Annotated in this window: 11 protein-coding genes; 6 read left to right on the top strand and 5 right to left on the bottom strand. The window is 39.2% G+C overall.

Annotation, left to right across the window (positions count from 1 at the left end):
- Window positions 1–454 precede the first annotated feature (454 nt).
- The 3 genes from AB1414_03320 to AB1414_03330 all read left to right on the top strand — a co-directional run bounded on the left by AB1414_03320 (window position 455) and on the right by AB1414_03330 (window position 9,575).
- A complete protein-coding gene (locus AB1414_03320) occupies window positions 455–6,568 on the top strand; it encodes a right-handed parallel beta-helix repeat-containing protein (protein MEW6606471.1) in 6,114 nt (2,037 codons plus the stop codon).
- A complete protein-coding gene (locus AB1414_03325) occupies window positions 6,540–9,224 on the top strand; it encodes a T9SS type A sorting domain-containing protein (protein MEW6606472.1) in 2,685 nt (894 codons plus the stop codon). The genes AB1414_03320 and AB1414_03325 overlap by 29 nt, the downstream gene beginning before the upstream one ends.
- A gap of 87 nt (window positions 9,225–9,311) precedes the next feature.
- Window positions 9,312–9,575 carry a hypothetical protein gene (locus AB1414_03330; GenBank protein ID MEW6606473.1) on the top strand — a complete coding sequence of 88 codons (264 nt, stop codon included), beginning with the start codon at window positions 9,312–9,314 and terminating at the stop codon, window positions 9,573–9,575.
- Between the two features lie 32 nt (window positions 9,576–9,607).
- Here AB1414_03330 and AB1414_03335 read toward each other — a convergent pair whose 3' ends face one another.
- The 3 genes from AB1414_03335 to AB1414_03345 all read right to left on the bottom strand — a co-directional run bounded on the left by AB1414_03335 (window position 9,608) and on the right by AB1414_03345 (window position 12,981).
- Window positions 9,608–10,387, bottom strand: coding sequence for a phosphatase PAP2 family protein (locus AB1414_03335; protein MEW6606474.1), 780 nt, complete (start codon window positions 10,385–10,387; stop codon window positions 9,608–9,610).
- A gap of 354 nt (window positions 10,388–10,741) precedes the next feature.
- Window positions 10,742–11,641: a PorV/PorQ family protein gene (locus AB1414_03340; GenBank protein MEW6606475.1), complete on the bottom strand. Its 900-nt coding sequence runs from the start codon at window positions 11,639–11,641 to the stop codon at window positions 10,742–10,744.
- Window positions 11,642–11,880: 239 nt separating this feature from the next.
- Window positions 11,881–12,981, bottom strand: a complete 1,101-nt coding sequence (locus AB1414_03345) for a hypothetical protein (protein ID MEW6606476.1) — start codon at window positions 12,979–12,981, stop codon at window positions 11,881–11,883.
- A 416-nt stretch (window positions 12,982–13,397) separates the two neighbouring features.
- On the opposite strand from AB1414_03345, the gene AB1414_03350 reads away from it, so the two are divergent.
- The 3 genes from AB1414_03350 to AB1414_03360 all read left to right on the top strand — a co-directional run bounded on the left by AB1414_03350 (window position 13,398) and on the right by AB1414_03360 (window position 21,435).
- Complete coding sequence (locus tag AB1414_03350; protein MEW6606477.1) at window positions 13,398–14,468, top strand: hypothetical protein; 1,071 nt, start codon at window positions 13,398–13,400, stop codon at window positions 14,466–14,468.
- A 173-nt stretch (window positions 14,469–14,641) separates the two neighbouring features.
- Entirely contained in the window at window positions 14,642–15,331 is a 690-nt protein-coding gene (locus tag AB1414_03355) for a CsgG/HfaB family protein (protein ID MEW6606478.1), read from the top strand.
- 242 nt (window positions 15,332–15,573) lie between these two features.
- On the top strand, window positions 15,574–21,435 hold the full coding sequence (locus AB1414_03360) for a carboxypeptidase regulatory-like domain-containing protein (GenBank protein ID MEW6606479.1): 5,862 nt from the start codon (window positions 15,574–15,576) through the stop codon (window positions 21,433–21,435).
- A gap of 104 nt (window positions 21,436–21,539) precedes the next feature.
- Here the strand turns inward: AB1414_03360 and AB1414_03365 are convergent, their stop codons facing one another.
- Window positions 21,540–21,674 carry a hypothetical protein gene (locus tag AB1414_03365; protein ID MEW6606480.1) on the bottom strand — a complete coding sequence of 45 codons (135 nt, stop codon included), beginning with the start codon at window positions 21,672–21,674 and terminating at the stop codon, window positions 21,540–21,542.
- A 2-nt stretch (window positions 21,675–21,676) separates the two neighbouring features.
- Window positions 21,677–21,853: a hypothetical protein gene (locus tag AB1414_03370; protein ID MEW6606481.1), complete on the bottom strand. Its 177-nt coding sequence runs from the start codon at window positions 21,851–21,853 to the stop codon at window positions 21,677–21,679.
- Between the last annotated feature and the right edge of the window lie 255 nt (window positions 21,854–22,108).

Raw genomic sequence — 22,108 nt, forward strand, 5'->3', positions numbered from 1 at the left:
TCTTAATTAAAAACTCAAAATGCCTAAAACAAAAATAAGGTGTAGAGTTATAGAGATAAGTCGTAGAGTCTTTTCTTAAGTAAAAAAATAAAAAAAAGCTTGACACTTTACATAACAGACACGGAGAACACAGAGGAGTATTAGAATTTAGGACCTTAGTTCTAATTTTGTCTCCTGAATACTTTATAATTCTTTGTGAACTCTGTGCCTCTGTGGCAGAGTTAAACACATACGAAAAAAAAATACCTTTGCGTCCTTTGCGCCTTTGCGAGAAAAAAAGGATGGTTCGACAGGCTCACCATGACATTCGACACGCTCACCATGACATTCGACACGCTCACCATGACACACTGTCACCCTGAGCTTGTCGAAGGGTGAGCTTGTCGAAGGGTGAGCTTGTCGAAGGGGTGTATTTTTCTATGGCTAAAAACTATTTTTAAGGAGGTATAAAGAGATGAAGAAAATCATTAGTTTAGTGGTATTTGGGATGGTTCTGGGGATAGGTAGCGTTGCCAGGGCAACAACAACTGTAAGTGGTGTCATTAGTACCGATACCACCTGGACTGTGGCAGGTAGCCCTTACATCGTTACCGGTGCTGTCTCTGTCAAAGGACCTGGCACACCCTGCCTAACGATGATGCCAGGGGTTATCGTTAAGTTTAATCAAAACATAGGCTTATTCATTGGAGGGAATGGTGCCAATGAATTTGGCAAGCTCATTGCCAATAATGCAACCTTTACCGCTAACCAGGCAATACCAACCAAGGGTTATTGGAGGACTATCTATTTTTATGACAAAGCAGAGGACTCAAGTACCCTAAACAATTGCTTGATTGAATATGGGGGCTATGGTGGTTGGAGCAACATCCATTGTTATTATGCCTCACCCATTATTACCAATTGCACGATTGGAAGCAGTAGCAATTATGGCATCTATTGCACTGTTGATTCCTTCCCGGATATTTCCGGCAATACCTTTATCAACAATAACAACTATCCGATAACAATTGTGGCAAACTCGGTTAGAAAGGTAGTAAATAATAACTTCCCCACCAACACAACAAATGCCATTGAGGTGCTTTCTGATACAATAAATACCTCAGGCACCTGGACAAATCAAGGCGTTCCCTATGTCATTGCTGGCAATGTCTTTGTCAAAGGACCTGGCACACCCTGCCTAACTATTGAGCCAGGGGTTATCGTTAAGTTTAATCAATACACAGGCTTATACATTGGCGGGGATGGTGCTAATGACTTTGGCAAGCTCATTGCCAATAATGCAACCTTTACCTCAAATCAAGCAATACCAACCAAGGGTTATTGGTATGGCATCTGGTTTCTTGACAAAGCAGAGGACGAAAGCACCCTAAACAAGTGTTTGATTGAATATGGTGGTGGCTATAATTATGGCAACATCTATTGTGAGAATGCCTCACCGATTATTACAAATTCAGTCATTGGAAGCAGTAGCAAGTCCGGCATCTATTGCTATAATACCTCCCCAACCATTACCAACAACACCATATTGGCGAATAATAGCAATGGCATCCACTGCATCTACTCCTCCCCCCAGGTCACCAACAATACAATCTCGGGAAATACTTCCTATGGTATCTATTGCTCTTACGGCTCGCCTCAAATTACAAACAATACAATAAGGTACAACTTAAGCGATGCGATATACATTTCTTCTGGGGTTCCTGACGCAACATCCATCACCGGCAATACCATTGAAGCTAATATGGGTTATCCTATCAGTGTTCCTGCAGGATATGTGGGATGTATTGGTAGCAATACCTATTGGGTTAATTTTTCAAATGCTATCCGGGTCTTCGGTGGTGATATAAATACCTCTGCAGGCTGGATAAATCAGGGAATACCTTATGTTATTGCAGGTGATGTCAATGTCAAGTCCGCCACTTCAACTCTTACTATTCTCCCAAATGTAGAGATAAGGTTTGCTACATACACAAGTCTAATCTGTTATGGTAATTTAATTGCTGATGGTTCATTAGGCACGATTACCTTTACCTCTGACCAGGCAACACATACGGCTGGTTGCTGGGGAAGAATTCTTTTTTACGGTGGTACTTCAAACCTTTTAAAAAATGTGGTGGTTGAGTATGGTGGATACGATTATGGTTACAACATTCGCTGTTATAGTGGCTTATCAACCATCACAAATTCTGTTATCAGAAATAGTTCCGGGCATGGCATTTATTGCGACTCCACTGCATACATCACGCATAATATTATCACTGGAAATAGTTCTTATGGTGTTTTCTGCAGTGGATACTCCAATCCTGCTATTGGATGGAATACCATTACTGCCAATAAATATGGGATTTACACAAATAAGGATAATCAGGTCATCACACCCAATAATATCTCCGGGAATACCGATTATGGAGTCTATAATGCTACTGGAAATATTTATGCCAGTAACAACTGGTGGGGTGCCTCTGATGGTCCCTCAGGGACAGGCACAGGGTCAGGGGATGCGGTCAATTCAAAGGTTATGTATATCCCTTGGCTACGCTCACCGATTGAATTTGGCTCTATATTAGGCACTGCCACTTATATTGGCACACAAACAGGCACATTCTATGTTCAGGCATACACCAATCCTGAATTTACTGGTAACCCATCTGCGGAGGGAACGGCTTCCAGCCCATATCAATTAACCTATCTTTCTCCGGCTACCTATTATGTGCGGGCATTTCTGGATACAGATAATGACCATAATTTTGGTGAGGAACCTGAAGCTAATGAGCCACAAAATTACTACGGAACGCCAACGGGTATAGTAGTTGTCTCAGCTACCAATACCTTTAATATTGATATTACTATCAAGGAGAAAGAATTACCTGGTTCTCTATCCATCACTTCTGCTCCTTCTGGTGCCAGGATTTATCTGAATACAAACGATACCGGTCAATGGACTAATTATGTCTTCACAGACCTTAAGCCAGGGACATACACGCTCAAGTTGACCAAAGAGGGTTATTTTGATTGGTTAGGAACAACTACCATAGAATCTAATCAGACGACTTATGTTAATGCTACCTTAACTCTAAATCCTGCTACCATCATAGGAACGGTTACCGATAAGGATACACATTTACCTATGGTTGGAGTAAACATAAGGGCTATTCGTGAGGGAACAACAACGATATCTGCCACTGCTACTACCTCATCCACCGGGACATACACCCTTTCCAACCTGCTCTACGGCACATACACGGTTTATGCACAAATCTCTGACTATGCAACATCTTCTCAATCTATCAATCTTGCCCCAGGAGATAAAAAAGAACTAAAGTTTGAACTGGAGCGTAAAAAGATAGACATTTTCTTATTAAAATCTGCACCGCAGGAAGAATTTGCAGGGCAAAGCATTAACTACCTGTTAATTTATGGTAATTTGGGCAATACAGAGGCAGAGGGTGTTATCATCAAGGATACCTTACCACAAGAGGTAACCTATTCAAATAGCACACTTATCCCTTCAGATGTAACCCAGGGGACACCAACAACTCTCACCTGGAATATCGGGCAGATTGGACCGTATTCAACCTATACCTTTACCCTTTACGGCACAATAAGTGCAGGTATCTTTGCCAGCACAACTTTAACCAACTATGCTACTATTACTACCACTTCTACAGAAACTACCCTTACTAACAATTACGCCTCAGCAACCACACATATTGGCACACCAACGATTGATTTAGTGATAAAGAAATATGCCCGTGCCTCAGTTAATGCCGGGGATGAATTCATTTATCAGATAGTTTATGATAATTATGGACAGGAAGAGGCGACGGGTGTAGTCATTACTGACTATCTGCCCGCAGGGGTTACCTATGGTTCTGATACACTGGGTAATGCTGATGTTGATAATGGCACTATCACCTGGCAGATTGACACCTTAACGCCATATTCCTTTGGCTATTTTGAGGTAACCGTTAAGGTATCTGCCGATACATCAGGCACAATCACCAACCGGATAGAAATATCTACCTCTGCTCCAGAGAGCGATTTGAGCAATAATATGGCTACGGTCACAACTAAAGTCAGAGAAGGGGTATTTGACCTCTGGGTTTCAAAAATAGCTCCTTTAAGCATACCAGAAGAAAACAACATAACTTACCGTATCCACTATGGCAACTATGGTAACAAATCTGTCGGTAATGTAGTTTTAACCGATGTCTTACCCGCAGGTGTCGTTTATGCCACAGATACCTTAGGTGGACAGAATAATAATGGCACGATTACCTGGAATTTAGGCACCTTAACCGCTGGCACATCCAGTTTCCTTGAATTGACGGTAAATGTTACATCTGGTAGTGGCACGAGCCTTTTTAACCAGATTGAGATAACTCCTGCTGATACCAAGCCATCAAATAATATTGCTACCACTACCACTAAAGTCATTGAGTCTTCTTGTAATGTCTGGGTAGCAAAGAATGCACGCGATATGGTAGCCAGAGGCAATGAAATGCTCTATTCTATTTTTTATGGCAATTCAGGAAATAGACCCGCCACCAATATAATTATTACCGATAATCTGCCTGGCAGTATCACCTACATCAGCGATAATAGTGGTTTGACGGTGTCAGGAACTACAACAGGCAATATTATCTGGCAAATAGGAACACTTACGCCCGGTACCAGCAATTCCTTTAAATTAAGGGTTAAGGTAGGTGATGATATATTAGGTTCAACTACTATCACCAATTATGCCACTATCACTACGGATAGTCTGGATAAAGACATAAGCAATAATTATGCCTCAGCCACGACATTGGTGCTAACACCTCAACCTGATGTCTCTATCTATAAAACGGTCAATAAGAATGAAGCCATACGAGGTGATACATTAGAATATACTGTCTATTACTACAATAATGGCATTGGCAGGGCAGAAGATGTGGTCATCACTGACTATCTGCCCGCAGAGAGTAATTATTTAAGTAATACATTAGGGACACCTACAATAGATAATGGAACAATCACCTGGGTTATAACCACGCTTGAACCAGGAACGATGAATACCTTTAAATTATTTGCTCAAGTTAAAGATAGCGCAACCGCTACCCTGAGCAATGTTGCCCAGATTACTACCCAGACACCAGATGACCCATTGGGGAACAATTCTGCTACTGTGACGGTTAAAATAGTTGAGCCAAAGATTGATTTGTCCATCCGCAAGGAAGGACCTAAAGAAGCCATTGCTGGCTCAGAAATAAGTTATCTTATTAGTTACCAGAACCTTGGTAATGCCCCGGTTTCTGATGTTACTATCACCGATGTGCTACCGATAAAAACAGGTTATGTCAGTGATACCCTGGGTGGTGCACAAGGCACTCAGACAGGGACTATCACCTGGCAAATAGGCACATTATCTGCTTTAGAAAAGAAAGAATTCACTCTGGTGGTTAAAATAGACCCTAATACCATTGGTTCAAGCAATATCACTAATAGTGTACAAATTACCGGTGCAGGTTCAGAGACCAATACCGCTAATAACTATGCCAGTGTAACCACACATATACTTGACAGAATAGTTGATTTAGTCATCAACAAATCAGGGCCAACAGAAATAAATCAACTCAACAAGTTAGAATACACCATTTCTTACTCCAATCAGGGCAATGTGCCTGCGACCAATGTTACCATCACCGATTATTTACCCACTGGCACAACCTATCTTTCCGATACATCAGGATTTCCAGTATCAGGGACTTCAACCAGAATAATCACCTGGCAGGTTGGCACCTTAAATCCATCAGCCACATATACCTTTACCGTAACTTGTTGGGTAGAATCCCTGCCGGGCTCAACTACACTGGTTAATCTTATAAATATCCTCGGTGCAGGAACAGAAACTAATCTGGCAAATAATCAAGCCAGTTGTGCTACTCATATTAAGACCCCACCACCCCCACCGCCACCAACAGAATATGACCTGGAGGTTACAAAAACAGGACCAGCGGAGATAGTGATTGACCCTACTACCGACGACTATGTAGAATATGTGATTGTATATCAAAATCTTGGGCTTGCTACCGCTTTAGATGTAAAGATAAGGGATATTTTACCCGAGGGATTAATATTTTTCAGTGCAGGTGGAGATTTCCTGACTAAACAAGTTGACGCTACCGATAGAAATATTCTGTTCAATATTGGTAACTTAGGTGGAGGGAAAGGGGGTAAAATTACGGTCCAAGCCATACCATTATTATTTACTAACTTATCTGGTTCAGAGACTATTACTAATTATGTGGACATTTTCCCAGTTAAGGAAGATAGTAATCCGGGTAACAATTCTTCTAAATACAATAGCCATATCGCTACACCTGATGTCTGGATAAAGAAACACGGACCAGCAGAAATAACCATAATCCCAGATTCCCCAGCGTATATTGATTATGTGATTGAGTTTGGGAATAAAGGCGAGGGATTGGCAACAGATATAGAGGTTTCTGATTTTCTCAATGGCGAGGTATCCTATTCTGTGGCTAATCCTCTTCCTAATGAGTTCTGGGGGGGATGTAGTTATTAAATGGGAGTTCGATTTCTTAAAACCTGGTGAGACTAAGCGTATCAAGCTAAAGGTGCTTGTTGAGCCTGATATAGAAGGCTCATCAACCCTGCTAAATGAGGCTAAAGTGGAGGCTTACGATTTCCGGTGGGAAGGAAATTTATACCAGGATGAGGATACCTACAAAACCCATGTGCTTAAGGATGAGATTGATCTCTGGGTCATCATTAAGAAAGGACCCGATAAGGTATTGCCGGGAACGATAATACGCTATACCATCTGTTATGGAAACTCGTCAAATGTTGACCTGCGGGATATACTTATTATTGACACCCTGCCTCCTGGAGTAGGCTATTCTTGGCACACAGAACCTGATTCTTTTGTCTGGAAGGAGGGAAATAAATATATCTGGGAAATATCCGAACTTCCTGCAGGTATTAGCAAATCTTTTAAGCTGGGGTGTTATGTTTCTTCCAAGGTAGCAGCTTCAACCACACTTACCAACAAGGTGGAGATAAAGAGTAAGCATATTATCCCCGGGGTGGTTGATATAATGCCAAACAACAACACAGACACCTGGCAGACCCATGTGGAAGAAGAACCAGAGCCAGATTTGTTTGTAAAGGTTAAGGCATCAAAGCAAAGATTAAGACCGGGTGAAGGCAAGAGCGTTACCATTTTCTATGGGAATAAAGGCACTGGAGTAGCAGAAGATGTAGAGTTGGATTATTGGTGTGGAGGAAGAATTATTGGACCAGAAGATACTATCTTCCTTGGCGATTTGCAACCTGGACAGACAGGTAAACTATCGTATGATGTCAGGGCTGATAATCTTCAAGAGAATGGTGTTGGATATGAATCAGCTGATATTTATTGTGAGAATGAGGAGAAAGATGAGTCAAATAATTATAGGAGGTTTGGGGAACAAATTGCACTCTCCACAGACCCCAATGATAAACTCTCATCACCCCAGGATTTTATTAGCCATGGGGAGGAGATAACCTATACGATAAGGTTTGAGAATGTGGCAACCGCAACCATTCCGGCACAATACATCACCATTGAAGACAGTCTGCCTGCTGAACTTGACTGGGGGACATTCTTCCCAGGCAGGGTAAGTATCGGCACAGCTACCTACGATTCTATTGAGGCATTTAATGCCTCAGGTAGAGGTTCACTTACCTTAACCTACAATCCCAGCACCGGTAAAATAAGATACAAATTTGATTTAGGTGATGATTATGGCACTACCGGGCTTAAACCAAATCAGAACCCACCTGAGGGCGAAGGCTGGGTAGAATTTACCATTGATACCATTGCTACCCTGACAACCGGGACAAAGATTACCAACACCGCCACCATACAATTTGACTGGAATGAGTGGATGGAGACACCAGCAGCAACCAATATCGTTGATTTGACTCCACCGACATCTACCGTAAAGCCTTTGCCGGCTATCTCTACCTCTACTACCTTTTTGGTAGAATGGGAAGGACAGGATTTAGCAGGTGTAGAACAAGGCAGAATGCGTGAATACAATGTTTATGTTTCAGACAACAACGGCACACCAACCCTTTGGCAGACTGTAGATGTCTGGGATTCATTATCACCAACCTTTGCTGGCTCAGCCCAATTTAAGGGTGAATACGGACATAGCTACGGCTTCTACTCTCAGGCAATGGATGTCAGGGGCAATCTGCAATCTACACCGTCAACACCGCAGGCATCTATAAAACTCATCGCAGAAAATATTGAAATAAAGGCATCCGGAAAAATTGCGATGGAGGTAGACGGTAGTGTTACCCTGTCCTGCCTGGCAAAAGGGACAGATTCATCGGTTCTGGCTACCTGGACATTGACCGGAGATATTGGTTCTCTCAGTGCTACCTCTGGCACAGAGACTACCTTTGAGGCTAAAGCAATAGGCAAAGGTATTATTACTGCTTTTGATGGCACTTCTACTGCCCAAATACCTATCGTTGTAGGTGAATGTGTGGATGAGATAAGAACCTGGACAGGCACATTAACCGCCACCTGGGGAACGGCAACCGCAAGATTTGGCACCTCCAGCAGAGAGGTATATCTCATACCCATTGGAACGGTTAGTTCTGCCATATTGCAAAGCCTGGCAGGGAATATTGGCATTGGGATGAAAATAAATGCCTACGGCACATCAGCTACTGAAATTACCGGCACCTTGACCAATCCTGTGCAGATAATGTTTAACTATGACGAAGCGGTTTTAGGGAATATAGATGAGAGAACTCTGATGTTGCACCTATCATCAGATGGCAATATCTGGAAATTGGTAGTTGACTCAAATAGAGATGCAGATGCAAATATCGTCTATGGCACAATCACTCATCTATCTTTTGTTGCCCCAGCAGGTAAATCCAAGATAACCGCTGCTACCAGCGACTTAACCCAGGTATTCGTCTATCCCAACCCCTGCTATGCCTCAAGGGGACAACAACTACATTTCAAGCGACTAACCGCTCAATGCACGATTAAGATATTCAACATAGTCGGTGAATTGGTCAAAGAGATAGAGCATAACAATGGCACAGATGAGGAAGTATGGACAAACCCAGGCAGCATAGCCTCCGGCATCTACATCTATCTCATCACCAACAACCAGGGCCAGAAAGCCATTGGCAAGCTGGGGATTATTAAATAATGGTAACTGGTTAAATGGTAATTGGTAACTGGTTAAATGGTAATTGGTAACTGGTTAAATGGTAACTGGTAATTGGTTAAATGGTAATTGGTTAAATGGTTACAAATCACCGGTTACCAATTACCAATCACCAGTTACCAATCACCAGTTACCAGTATTGGAGCAGAGTATGTAGTAAAAAAGGCAATTGCCTTACGGGCAGGGTATAAATCGGGTCCACAAGATAAAGGGTCAGGCTTAACCGCAGGTTTTGGTATAAGCTGGTGTGCTCCATTTAGTCTTGACTATGCCTATCAGCCGTATGATGAATTAGGCAATTCGCACTATGTATCGTTGCAAATACGATTCTGAAAACAAGTCTAACAAAAGAAAACATACATATCTTAATGAGACACAAATGACAATGAAAAATCAATATTGTCTTTTGTCCAGGTTTTATCAAGAGAGCAGACTGTATTGCCAACCCAAATACCAAGTATCGCTCCAGCAAAGACATCGGATATTCCATGCACATTTGCATGAAGCCTCTGGAGTCCAACCAACCCGGCAATAGTATAACTTGATACCTTCACTAAACGAGATGGATACTGATTAGATATAACCGTAGCTATAGTAAAGGCTGTTGAGGTATGTCCTGAAGGGAAGGCATCATGTCCACTAAAAGGAGCAAAACTATCCCACTCTCCTTCCCTCTGGGACGGACGAGCTCGGCCAAAGGTATACTTGAAAAATTTGGTTAAAGTTGTGTTAAATAGAGTTGATTCCATCAACAATAGAGGTGTCCTCTTCAGTTTGTTATCATTAGAAATCAATCCATAGACATAGAGTGATCCCATGGCCAGATAAAACTTACGGTTAGTTACACCTAAAGGTTCCACAATATTACCTATCTGGTCATAGTTCGTATTAATCAACCCGTTCTGTATCTTATTTTCCAAAGGCATTAATCCATAACTAATGCCAGAAACAAGGAGAAGTTTTTTGACATCTTTCCCATCCATCCTTAATGGGGATGTAAGGATATATGCTCCATCATATCCCAGGCTCATAGCTGCCTTCTTGCTCTTCTCAATCAATAAATTCCTTATTTCCTCTGCATAAATAAGATTGTTAGCGCCTACGAGCAGCAATATAACTAACAAATATTGTTTAACCTTTTTCATTTTAGTCTTTCTGAAAATCTCGACGGCAATAGTAAATTTAACCACAGATATACACAGATTAACACTGATAAATCCATATAATATCTGTGTTTATTTACTTCATCAACCTTTTTGCTTTTTTAAACTTACCTTTCTTCATTCAAAAATTCTTTTTAAGATACACACAGATAAAGAATTAGAAAATCTGAGTTTATCTGTGTGCATCTGTGGTTTCATATCTTATTTATCAGTGCCATCTCAACAAGTTAAGGTTTCCAAATAAAAAAATGATGCAAAATTTACTCTACACGACCATAGATTTAATTGCATATATCTAATTTTGAGGAGATTGAGGAAGAGGGGGAGCTCTCCTATTCAAAACCTTTTTATAAAGGAGACCTTGTGTGTAGAACCAAGATTATCAAAGGAAAGGTAGGCATAGTCAATTTGAAATCTTCCAGCTCGCAAACCACAACCAGCAGTAAACTTGCCAGAAGCAGCTCCCCCTCTATAACCTCCCCTGATTGCCACTGAGTTGTTTTGATCAATGGGGTAGGTGTATTCGGTGCCAAGCCTGATATTTGTATCAAAATCATTAGGGATATTTAGCTCCCCTGTTATCATAAGCCTCTCTTCAAAAAGCCTATAAGCACAGCCTATCTTGATGTTGAATGGTAGGGAGTCTTCTTCTTCCTTAAACTTGAGTGATGTGCCTAAATTCTGAAGGGATGCACCCAGAGTTAGCCCCTTGATAGAAGAAGGATGATACATACCACCAAGATCCAACGCCCAAGCGGATGCAGATTCATTCTTTATCTTTAATCTTATGAGCTTAAGGTTAGCGCCTACATTTGCATTAGTGTTTACCTGCCCGGCACAGGATAAAGTTATGGCCATATCCGATGAATCAAACTTGCCTAAATAGGTATTCTCATCCTTCCACTCCTCTATCTCCTTGACTTGAAGCATAGTTATACCTGCACCAAGTACCATATCTCTTGATGGTGCAGCAAAAGTGAGATGTTGAATGGCAATGTCCTGAAACCAACGGCCATACATTCCTCCAAACTGAGGGACATTAATCTTAGCCAGCCCGGCTGGATTCCAGCAGGAAGCATAAGGGTCACCATCTACGGATACATACGCCTCTCCCATAGCCAATGGTCGGGCACCCTGGCCTATTTTTAAGAATACTGCCCCTGACTCTCCTTTTCCTCTCCCATAAACAGAGGATGCCATTGTCAAAATCAATAGAATTAAAAATATTCTTTGCATCTTCTCATACCTCCTTTCTTATTTGCGAAACCTCTCGGATAAATTTAAGTGTTGATTTTATTAGCCCTTCCAAACAGAAGGAACAAGGATCAAGGTGCAAGGAACAAGGTCTTTCCCTACTCTTCACCTCTTGCCCTTTGATTTCACAAGTGCTGTTTCCAACCCCATTAGCATCTTTCTCTTTTCCATTCACCTTAATCCTTGAACCTCGAGCCTTGAACCTTTTTATCCGAAAACCTTCATTTGATAATAGCCATCTTGCCGCACTTATGATAGCCTCCACCTTCAATTATGTATATATAGACTTCTGATGCCACTACAGTACCTCCACTATTCTTTCCATCCCATTCTACATAATTCCATACACCTCTTGTCGCTGTATCAGTAAATTCTCTTATTAGCTCACCTGCAATATTATATATCTTAATATTTACTGTTGTTTCTCCTGTACCTGGAATTTGATACTTGATAATGGTTCCCCTGGTTGTTATACCATGACTATTGATTGGTATGCCACTGACAGGATTAAATGGATTGGGGTAGTTATAAGTAGTAATACCCGTAGTGGGTGCTGTGTTTATGACATTAAAGCCATATTTGACCAGTTTAAGCTCATCGTCTACCACCAGTCCAACTCTGGGACAATAGACCTTTTCACCTACCGCAGTTGGCTCAAGTGGAGTTGTCTCACGCACCTTCACACAGGCATTAAATATGCCTGCTTCAGTAGTTATTGTCAGTCCCATCTCCACATTCTCTCCACGATCCATAGCAACGCCTTCTGCTATTTCCTGGTAGTATCTCGAGCCCAGAAGGAAGATACCGGGCATCATAACACCAGGTTTGGCACCAGACACGCCTGCACGCCATGAGCCTTCGTGACTCACGATTTCTCCATTCTCGTATTTATCAACATTCTCGCCAAAGTAGTAAACGCTGTTGGTCCTTTTGCAGATGGCGTAGAAATTCCTTGAAACCTCAGTTAACTCGTTATTCTTCCATTCTCTGTCCTCGACAATTCCTGTTTTTACCACGCCAATATTGGGAAGTGATATGTTTTCGGTTTCGTAAAGAACGGTGCTTACAACTTTGAACTTATCTGCATTTTCCTCCCCCTCTAAAACTAATTGATAGCCTGGTTCGAGAATGAAGTAGGGATTTCTTCCTACTGCCATAAATTCGCAGTCCTCCAATCGAAAATCTGTGGTAAACTCAGGCTCCTGGGCCTGGACCATAGCGATGTCAACAGAGCTACCGGGCCAGATAAATGTTACACTTATGGCCATAGAAAATCCTACTATAGCCAATACCCTCTGTCCAAAATTGCATTTTGATTTCATCTTACTTACCTCCTTAATTTTAGTTAAAAATTTCACCTCCACCCTTTAACGGGTTAGGCTTGCATCATTTATATTAAACAGTGTTTGGCATCAAAATTTAAAAGAAACTTCACTCCCTTTTTGCCAAATTAACACTGGTATTTTTGCTTGCTTTTTGAGCAACAATTCCATTGATATAGTAGTCTACCAAAATCAAGTTAACGAGAAGATTACGGCAAGATTACTTTTTGGTAATGTTTGAAGATGGTAGTAAACCCCGTTAATGGTGATATAGACCAAAATCTTTGTTGACATAAGACAAAATTTTTGCTAAACTATCCTCAGGATGAGCAAATCCCGTTGGAAATATCTAATAATTGGAGAATTAATGAAAGAGAAGGAGTGAAACATTCAATAAAGTGAAGGTAACATCAAAAATGCTCAAAAACCAAATTCCTATCAGTGTTAAAGAGATTCTTATATCCCTATATGTCGCTTTATCCTTTATATTAATTACAGGAGTAATCTATCTCTTCCCTACAAAAACACATCCAAACCCTTTTGATACATTCCAGGATTGCCTTTTATTGATGTCGGTAGGAGTTTTTATCATCATCTTAGCTACAGTGCTTTTAAATCTATTAAGACCCGATAGGCTTCGTATTTTAGGAATATCGCTACTATATCTAATGTATCTTACGGTTGCTTTTGCCAGCTGGGCATATCTTAAACATGATGCTTATTCTAACTTTGTCTGGCATGGAATACTTGGTATTGCCTTGTTATTGACCATCGATTTAGATAAGACTTTTAACCAGGAAAACATAGAAAAGGTAGAAAAATTCCTAAGCATAACAATCAATATAGGTATGGCAATTTATGGTATCTGGGCTATATTGGTAGGCTATATTATTCTTAAAGGAGAGACTTATGATAAATTAGGCAATATCATATATACTACTTATACAGGTCTTGGACTATTCTGGCTTTATATGGAGATGATTACCAGAAAGACTGAATTACCATTACCAGAAAAATATGTATTGAATATTCTTCTTCCTATTTCTCAACAAAAGATAGATGAAAGAAGTTCTTTGTTTTTTGAGAAATTATTTATTAATCCCAGTGAAATCCAATATTATGTTATTACCAGTAACAAAAATACCCAATGGAAGGAATTAGATTTACGCACAGAACTGCGGAAAAAACATACTAATTATATTGCCTATTGCAACAGTAGAGGGGAAAAGGCATCTTCCTCAGAGCAATCAGTAGATGAGGAATTCCTTAGAAAGATTAACTTCCCTGAAACCCTGGGGGAGGATAATTCTCTTGAGGTTATAAGAAGTCTTTTAGCATCTGCTTTACGAGTAACGGTTAATCAAATAAGGAAAGAAGCTAAAAGCAAAAAGATCAATAACTTAATTCCAACTCAAACGATAAGAGGACAAGGAGAAGGGTACTCTTTCCACGCCGATATTCATTTCTTACCTAAGAATCCTCATTAAATAATTTTACCAAATACGGTATAAATGTCTTCAGATACGGTATAAATAATTGACTTTTAAAATCCTTGTAGTATACTAAAACATAGTTACTAATGAATATCACCTCAATAAAAAGTAACTTTATTGAGTTTACATATATAAAAAATTTAAACATATTAGGAGGTTAAGATATAATGGTAAAGTTTAGATTTAGTTTTTTAATTCTCATTATGATGGTTCCTCTGGTACTTATGGGATGTGCGGGAACCCAGGTCAAGGTTGATGAGCCTCAAATGAGTCTTCCCGCATATAGTGGTCCTAAGGCGAGGATAGCTGTGGCGGATTTTGATGTTAAAGTGGCTAAGGGAGGAGAAGAGATTGGAACAGGATTGAGGGAGATGTTAATTACAACCCTCATTCAAAGCAAAAGATTTTCTGTGTTGGAAAGACAAGTACTTAAAGCCCTTGAGAAAGAACAGGAAATTGCAGGACAAAAAGGAAAGACAACATCTGCTGATATCATTGTAACAGCCGCAGTTACAGAGTTTACGGCTGGAGCATCTGGTGTCAAAGGTGGTGTAGGTGGAGCTGTTCCAGGAGCCCTTATGGGTGTTTTAGCTGGTATGAAGAAGCATCATATGGCACTCGATATAAGGATTGTAGATGTCAATACAAGCGAAGTTTTGACTTCAACACGAGTTGAGGGTGAGGCAAGGGATGTGGATCTTGGAGCGTTAGCTGGGGGATTGGTAGGGTCAGGTGTATTAGTGGGAGGACTTAGCATGTATAAAAATACACCTATGGAAAAAGCCATAAGAATCTGCATCAGTGAGGCAGTAAAGGCAATCATCAATAATACTCCTCCTTCCTATTATAAATATTAGCCTTCTTATTTGGACTACCACAGCTTGCTGTGGCTATATTAGCGAAGCTAATATTTCTTTAGCCTGATAACTAACAGCTTTGCTGTTGAACATTAACAAGCTAATGTACTCCATAGTAATCGCCACTCCAATCGAGATATTGGGATAGGGTGGAAGAATAAAGAGTACTTTTTTAAGCTATATGCTCGACTTCATTAATTTTGATTCAAACTTTGATTTTAAAGAATAAAGGAGAGATGAATATGAAAAGATTTAATTGGTTGTTATTTATTTTGGTTTGGTTAACTGGAGGGTATTTACAAGGGAATAACTTAGCCATAGGTGCTGAAGTGGGTGATAAGGAGAAAGATTTCCATTCTTTGAAAGTTAGCAGTATGTCCACAAAAAGTTTGTCAACTGCAACTATAATGCTCTCAAATGAATATATAGAGGTTGCAATAAGAGAAAATGGGAATTTTACTATGGGAACAAAAAAAGGAGATCCAGACAATTCAGCGGATGATAATAAAAAACTGCTATTTGGTCATCCTTCTCCCTGGTCAGGAGCTACAACTATACGGATTGATGGAAACGATTATTGGAATTATGACCCTAATATAATAGGGACAATAACCAAACCTCCTTATAATTCTGGTAGTTCAAATATAACTGCATGGGATATTAGTGGAATCATAGCTACCCAAACCTTGATTCTTGTCAATAATCCCTATACAGGCAGGGAGGATATAGTGGAGATAAAATATACTCTCAGGAATGCTACTGCTTCTTCTCATAATGTAGGTGTAAGGGTGATGCTTGATACGAAGCTTGGAGATAATGATGGTGCATTAATTAAGGTGCCAGAAAGTGGTACCATCTATTATGAAAGAGAATTTACAGGAGAAAATGTTCCTATCTACTGGCAGGCATATGAGAATCTTGCAACTTATACTACCCGGGCACGAGGTATTTTACGGAACGAATTGATTACTTCGCCTGATCGCTTTGTGGTTGCTGATTGGCATCATATTAATAATGCTCCCTGGGAATTTACTCCTAATGTTACACTATTGATTGATGATGATAGTGCTGTAGGAATCTACTGGAATCCAGGGACAATTTCCCCTAGTGAAACAAAGGAGTTTATAACCTATTATGGGGTAGATAAAACGGGTTCCCTGACAACTCCACTTAGGTCTGATATAAGTGCACCAGTAGAGGTTATCCCTCCTGGTTCTTTTTCAATCACTCTATATTTAGAGAATTCAGTTCCAGATATAATTGGGACAGTTACAGGAATAAGTGCAATATTGAATCTTCCAGATGGATTAGAACTTGAAATAGGTTCATCTACACAACAATATCCTGATTTACCTCGGGAGAAAGGAGCTTATGCTCAATGGTCAGTAAAGGCAACTGGAGAGAAGGCAGGAACATTAACCTATTCTTTCTTTGTATCTATGACATCTCATGGGAGTATGACTGTTAAAAATACAATATATGTTTATGACCTCACTCCACCAACTACACCTATAGTAATCGACGATGGAACTTACACTACAAACAATACTCAATTACATGCAATCTGGAGGTCAGAAGACCTACAGTCAGGAATTGCAGAATATCAATATGGTATTGGTACTATACCAGGAGCAATAGATACCGTTGGCTGGACATCTGTTGGTACAGCTACAGAATGTACAGCTACAGGTTTAACACTGAACAATGGACAGAGATATTATTTTGTAGTAAAGGCAAGGAATTTGACAGGTGATTGGAGTGAATCCGGGACAAGTAATGGAATAACTGTAGATACTACTCCACCTGTAGGAACGCCTACTACACCTACTGATATAGGAGTTTATTCCACATCTACCACTATCACCTTTACCTGGACTCAAGGGAATGCTACTGACACAGAAAGTAGTATTGCGGGTTATTATCTCCAGGTAGGAATCTATCCTAATGGAAATGATAAGTTTGATAAGGATGTAGGAGATGTTTTGAGTAAGACAATTACTAACTGCCAGCATAGTTATACCTACTATGCGAGAGTAAGAGCAAAGAATGGAGCTGGATTGTATGGTTCATATTCAAGCAGTAGTGATGGGATAACGATAGATACTACTCCACCTGAGATTCTTAAGGTAACGGATGATGGAACATATACCACAGACCATACCAGTTTACACGCAACATGGGTTGGAACTGATACAGAATCAGGGATTGTAGAATACCAGTATGCTATTGGTACTACCTCCGGAGGAACAGAGATTGCTACCTGGACATCTACTGGTACGAATACAGAAATAACCCTTACTGGACTGAGTCTTGCTACTGAACAAACTTATTACTTTGCTGTCAGGGCAAAAAATGGTGCAGGGGTATGGAGTGGTACCAAGACCAGTGACGGAATAAAGGTAGAGAATGTAATTATATTTATTGACGACCCTTATGAAGTTAATATTGAACGAGATTACAATCAACTTAAGACTCTTACTGTCAAGAATATCGGAACAAAAACCTCCAACTTACGAGTTGAAATTCCTAACCCTTATGAAGATATTATTCTAAATTTCATTGGAGATGGCAGCGAAGACAATCCTGAATTCCCATTAGTTCCTGGTGAGTCAAAAGATGTAATCTTAGATATCCATGCCCAGGATGCGGCTACTTCTACTTATCAGTTTACTGCAAGAATTGTTACCACCAGAGAACCCAGTACAACTACAGACACCGCAAAGCTAACGATAAATGTTAGGCAACCTAATATAAACTGTGCAATAGAGATAGGAGCTGCTGCTACTCATACCCTAATAACAGAGGTAAGAGTTACAAATAATGGAGATACCCTTACAGATGTAGAGATTATTTTGGGAGATACCCTTACAAATAGTGTAGTTCTTCAGCCAAATATGGAGCATGGCAATTTAAGAAATGGAGACTCTTTTAATTTCTCTGCTATTCCACTTCTTGGTCAATTTGTAGGTCAACAGCCAGACTTTGAAGGAGCAATAACTGTAAATGCTTGTAAGAAGCCAGTAGCCACAAAAACATTACAGTTTAAGTCTAACTGGTCTGTATGGAAAGTAGAATTAAAAGATAGGATGTTGATTGCTAAAACATCAGATTGGTATTGTATCAATAGGCCCGTTATAACTACCCATTTTCAACTTCCTTCTGGTTTTGATATAGTGGATATAACTAAGGCAAATTTGACAATAAACTTCACACCTAAGTCTTATTGTAAAAACCATAATGTCTACATATATATCAATGATATGTCAGTAGGTACTTTAACAGAGACTGTTCCTACTGGTGAACATAACTTTTCAATAAACCCTTCTATTCTTCAGATTCCAGGAGATGGAGTACCTGGAGTATCAGATAACACTATCAAATTAGTCACTGAAGCTCTCAATAGCGGAAGTTATCTTGTTACTTCTGATTTTACACTCCATTTGTGTATAGGCACGGTGACCATATATGTTTGTGCTCCAACTTATGAAGAAGCTAAAGCAATTGCAGAAGATAATCCGTACTTCATTCCACAGCCTTCAACAGTTGAAGTTACAGTATCTAAAGAAACTGTAACTTTAGGAGAATCTGTTACTATTACTGCCGATTTAAAGTGTCCTCAATGTGAAGGGCTACCCGTTACAGCGTATTTTAGCACTGGCGAAGAGCCATTATCTTTTAACGATATTGGAGGAGGGAAATATGAAGCTAAATGGATACCCACCCAGCTTGGAGAAAAAGTCGAGGCAACAACATGTACTATAACAGTAAAGGTGGGAGCTTGTGAGAATTGGGTAGGAAGTTATAAAATAACATTACTCCCTTCTGAGGAACTTATCCTTGTAATGAAATATGCTCCAGTTCTATACCTTCACAATGAAGAAATTTATTCACCTAATCCTGTAAAATGGATAGATAATCACGCGTTCATTCGGGAATTTAAATCGGATAAACTCCTTGGACCTGCATCAGCTACTACTATTGGTAATTATTCTGAGTCAACTTATTTGGACTTTTACAATAGTGTAGATTTCCCGTCTCCTATGATTTATGCAAGAGTTACATCTGATGAATATCAAGGAAAGGAAAAGGCAGTGATTCAATATTGGTTCTTTTGGTCATATAATGATTTTCAAGAGTTCCCTAATAATGTTTTTGACCATGAAGGTGATTGGGAAATGATTGAGATAATATTTGACTCAATTTTGCCAGATGCAAAACCCGAATTTGTAGTATGTGCCCAACATAAGACAAAAGAGAGAAAAAAATGGTCAGAACTCACTGATTTTATAAATGAGACACATCTTCCAATATATATTGCTAAAGGTTGCCATGGTTCTTATTTTACACCAGGAGAACATACCCTAACATTAGAACATGCTTGGGAAGGACTTGAGGAAGAAATTTACATATTTTTAGTTACTGCTGGTGTAGGTGTTGGTATTGCTAAAGTTACTGCAAGAGCAGTAGTCCATTTTACAATCTGGGGATTAAAAATAGGATTACCCGTATCTACTATTCTCACAAGCGTTTTAAAGATTGTTTTAAAACTTCTTGATGTGTATGAAAGTATAAAATTGGCACTTGCAGAAGTTATTAACGATAAGATTAATTTTCATATTTCTTTGATACTACTGAAAGATTTTACTACTGACAATGGAAAGATTCTTTACCCATCTAATTTGTTTCCTTCCCAAAGCTACAAGATGGAATTAATGAATAGCCAAAATTGGATACAATACCCAGGACGCTGGGGAGAAATAGATTATTCAATTAAAGAATTAGGCTTGATACGAGAACATAATAGTGGTCCTCTTGGTCCCAAATACCAAGGAGAAAAATGGGAACATCCTATCGAGTGGGCGCGAAAATATGGAATAGGAAAAACTCTTGCTATTTCAATCGCTTCACCTGCGCAGTTGCATCTCTTTGATATTGAAGGTAGACATTTAGGTCTAAATCAGAACACTGACGAATTTGATTTTGAAATTCCAAACAGTTTTTATTTATCCCCATCTGAAGCTGTTCATGAACTTGCTATGATTTGTGACCCTGCCACTAATTCTACTTTTAAGATTCAACTCTGGGGTACAGAAACAGGACATTACGAATTATCTATACGAACCATAAATGCCAATGGTGAAATTGGAAGTGAACAAATATTAGAGGGAACAATTACTTCTGGGTTAGTTCTTGTGACAGAAGTAAAAGTAATTGATAGTACAGAAGGAACGATAACTGTTGGACCTGTATCGCCTCTTATTCCTTTAGCATTACCTAATCCACCTGCCAATCTTCAAACCACACCACTTTCAGATACTCAAATCAATATACGATGGCAAGATAATTCTCCTAATGAAGATGGTTTTGAGATAGAACGCAAAATTATTCCTTTGGGGACATATGCTTTAATTGCTACAGTTGGAAGTAATACTATTACTTATATTGATTCAGGACTTATACCAAATACTACTTATTCCTATAGAATGAGAGCATTTAACATATTTGGAACTTCAAATTATTCTAATGAAGCCACTGCTACTACTTTTCTGAGTCTTTATACCGGCACTATGACAGGTACGGTCATAAATTCATTTGATGGCACTCCTATCCCTAATGCCTTTATTGAAGTACTCCCACAGGGTACAAGTATAGTTGTAGGTAGTACTACCACTTCAAGTGATGGGATTTATATTTTAAGTGTACTTGAAGGCACTTATACTGTAAAAATTTCAGCAAAGGATTATAAACCACAAAGTAGAGAAAATATTGGAGTCAAGGTAGAAGAGATAAATACAATTAACTTCTCCCTTATTCCTATTAGTAAAACTCTTAATGATGTAATTATCTATCCTAACCCTTGCAAGCCGCATTTACCAGGGCATGATAAGATTATATTTGATAATTTGACTTCAGCATGTAAGATACAGATTTATAATATTGCAGGGGAAATTGTTTACGAGAAGGAATTTACTGATACTCAAGGTAAGGAAGAGTGGTATCTCAGAAACCAATCTGGTAAAGAGGTATCTACGGGTGTGTATTTTTATGTGATTACTAACCCTGCTGGTGAGAAGGTGGTGGATAAATTGGCGATAATTCGCTAAAACCGCAGAGACGCAGAGAAAAATTCTAACCTTTAAATTTTAAACAAATTCCAAAAAATTCGTGTTCATTCGTTAAATTCGTGTCATTCGTGGTAATAAAAGTTTTAATGTGAGATTTTTTCAAGTTTGCCTCGAATAGCATTCATTAATTTTTTATGTTCTAAATGGTCTTTTATTTGATATACAACGGCAATAATTAATACACCAAATAGGAAGATTTTAAAGATTATCTCTATCATTATCAATTATCTCCTTTTTCAATTAATTTTCTTACTAAATATTGATACTCTTTACGGTACAAACTTAACTCTTTACTCAAATACCAAATATGTGAAAGGAGGAATAAAATTACTACTGTCAACAATACATCAACAGTTCCAATTTCTTTTATTGCATCAAAAATTGCTTTAATAGCCACAGTTTTTATTATGCCATACATCTCAAGATTTGTCAACTGTTTTTTGTAATAATATCACTGGTGAGAAGATAGTGGATAAATTCGTGTTCATTCGTTAAATTCGTATCATTCGTGGTAATAAAAAGGTGTAACCCAACTTCATGAAAAAATCGCTAATTCAGGATATTTTTCACTGTCTCTAAAAATATAAGTCCTGTTATATCAGCAACTTGCACATTTTGGATTCGTCAAAATCGGTTTGTAGTGCCAAAATCT

This window comes from bacterium (genome assembly GCA_040755795.1).
In the GTDB taxonomy this organism is placed as follows: domain Bacteria; phylum UBA9089; class CG2-30-40-21; order CG2-30-40-21; family SBAY01; genus JBFLXS01.

Bases quoted from the DNA above. Each gene is read 5' to 3' on its own strand.
- AB1414_03320 (MEW6606471.1), top strand. From the start codon at position 455: ATGAAGAAAATCATTAGTTTAGTGGTATTTGGGATGGTTCTGGGGATA.
- AB1414_03325 (MEW6606472.1), top strand. From the start codon at position 6,540: ATGAGTTCTGGGGGGGATGTAGTTATTAAATGGGAGTTCGATTTCTTA.
- AB1414_03335 (MEW6606474.1), bottom strand. From the start codon at position 10,387: ATGAAAAAGGTTAAACAATATTTGTTAGTTATATTGCTGCTCGTAGGC.
- AB1414_03340 (MEW6606475.1), bottom strand. From the start codon at position 11,641: ATGCAAAGAATATTTTTAATTCTATTGATTTTGACAATGGCATCCTCT.
- AB1414_03345 (MEW6606476.1), bottom strand. From the start codon at position 12,981: ATGAAATCAAAATGCAATTTTGGACAGAGGGTATTGGCTATAGTAGGA.
- AB1414_03350 (MEW6606477.1), top strand. From the start codon at position 13,398: ATGCTCAAAAACCAAATTCCTATCAGTGTTAAAGAGATTCTTATATCC.
- AB1414_03355 (MEW6606478.1), top strand. From the start codon at position 14,642: ATGGTAAAGTTTAGATTTAGTTTTTTAATTCTCATTATGATGGTTCCT.
- AB1414_03360 (MEW6606479.1), top strand. From the start codon at position 15,574: ATGAAAAGATTTAATTGGTTGTTATTTATTTTGGTTTGGTTAACTGGA.
- AB1414_03365 (MEW6606480.1), bottom strand. From the start codon at position 21,674: ATGATAGAGATAATCTTTAAAATCTTCCTATTTGGTGTATTAATTATT.